The organism is uncultured Campylobacter sp. (genome assembly GCF_937997595.1).
In the GTDB taxonomy this organism is placed as follows: domain Bacteria; phylum Campylobacterota; class Campylobacteria; order Campylobacterales; family Campylobacteraceae; genus Campylobacter_B.
Map to the genome: position 1 here is coordinate 1 of NZ_CALKTS010000276.1, position 1391 is coordinate 1391.

2 protein-coding genes are annotated in these 1391 nt (G+C 45.4%); one reads left to right on the plus strand and one right to left on the minus strand.

The window, feature by feature from the left end:
• Positions 1-687: Na+/H+ antiporter NhaA (locus tag Q0614_RS09105; RefSeq protein WP_298788187.1), on the plus strand; the 687-nt coding region annotated here is incomplete at its 5' end.
• Between the two features lie 157 nt (positions 688-844).
• Here the strand turns inward: Q0614_RS09105 and Q0614_RS09110 are convergent.
• The gene (locus Q0614_RS09110) at positions 845-1372 is read right to left on the minus strand and encodes an isochorismatase family cysteine hydrolase (protein WP_298788189.1); all 528 of its coding nucleotides are present in this window, start codon (positions 1370-1372) and stop codon (positions 845-847) included.
• Positions 1373-1391 lie beyond the last annotated feature (19 nt).

A 1391-nucleotide genomic window follows, 5' to 3' on the forward strand; every position in this document is an offset into this window, starting at 1 on the left:
CTTGCGATAATGGACGATCTGTGTGCAATTTTAATCATCGCTTTGTTTTATTCCTCTACCATAAACGCAATCTATCTAGGCGGCGCAGCTGCCTGTGTCGCAATAATGTTAGCGATGAGCAGACTTGGTGTCGATAAAAAGCTTCCGTTTATCATAGTAGCTGTCGTGCTGTGGGTGATGGTATTAAACTCCGGCATCCACGCGACTATCGCAGGAGTGCTTGCGGGCTTTTGCATCCCGCTTAAGACTCGCTCGGGCTCTATGCTAAAGGATATGGAGCACGGCCTAGCCTACCCAGTAAATTTTTTCATCTTGCCAATCTTTGCCTTTACAAACGCAGGCGTCTCGCTAGCGGGCATCAGTCCTAGTTTCCTTTTCGGCCCGGTACCGATGGGTATCATGCTCGGACTATTTTTCGGTAAACAGATTGGAATTTTTGCTTTCAGCTGGATCTTAATCAAAGCCAAAATCGCCTACATGCCCGAAAACGCAGGCTGGCCGCAGCTTTACGCCGTGGCAATTATCTGTGGTATCGGCTTTACGATGGCGCTTTTCGTCGATGGCCTCGCATACGGCGGCAGCGATATGTATCATTACACAGACAAGCTCGCGGTATTTTTAGGCTCGATAATTTCCGGAGTAGTGGGATTTTTCGTCGCAAAAGCAGTCGCGGTAAAACAAAGCTAAATTCTATAAAAAGATTAAAATTTTAAAATTTTACGAGCAACACAAAATTTCAAAATTCTACCGCTCAAAAAATTTCAAAATTTTAAGAACGGCTCTAAATTTTAAAATTTATAATCTAGAAAATTTAGCTTGAAATTCTGTTTAATCTAAGTACAGCTTAAACTACCAAAATTCCTGCATTTTGCATTAAGCTTAGCGCACATTCGTCGTAGTAACCGCGTTCATGATTCGGCGCATCGTAGGTAGCTACCGCACCTCGCGGAACGATGATATCCTTATCCTCTCCCGTTTCGTTGAGATAGGTGCGCAGGCTAAGCGCAAACTGCATCACGCAGATGTCGGTGCAACAGCCCGTAATCACAAAGCGATCGAAGCCGTCCAGAATTTTCTTATTCAAATTATGAAAGCCATTCGTGCTGCGCTTAAAAGTGACGTTTTGCTCGCTTACGTAGGGCGCGAGCTCCTCGATCACCTCCGCTTCGGGCGAGCCAACTAGACAGTGGATCGGATAGCGCTTCATCTCCAAATCACGCTCGGCGTGAGCGTCACAGATGAAATGCACGTTTTTGGCCGCCTCAATCTGTTTAAGCACCGCAGGAGCGATCTTTGCTATGCTAGGATCGGCCATCGCGCCGAATTTTACGAAGCCGTTTAGCATATCGATCACAAATACCAAAGTTTTCATCAAAACTCCTTATAAATTT

What these genes read in the sequence shown, in the direction of transcription:
- Q0614_RS09110 (WP_298788189.1), bottom strand. Translation starts at nt 1,372, where the DNA reads ATGAAAACTTTGGTATTTGTGATCGATATGCTAAACGGCTTCGTAAAA.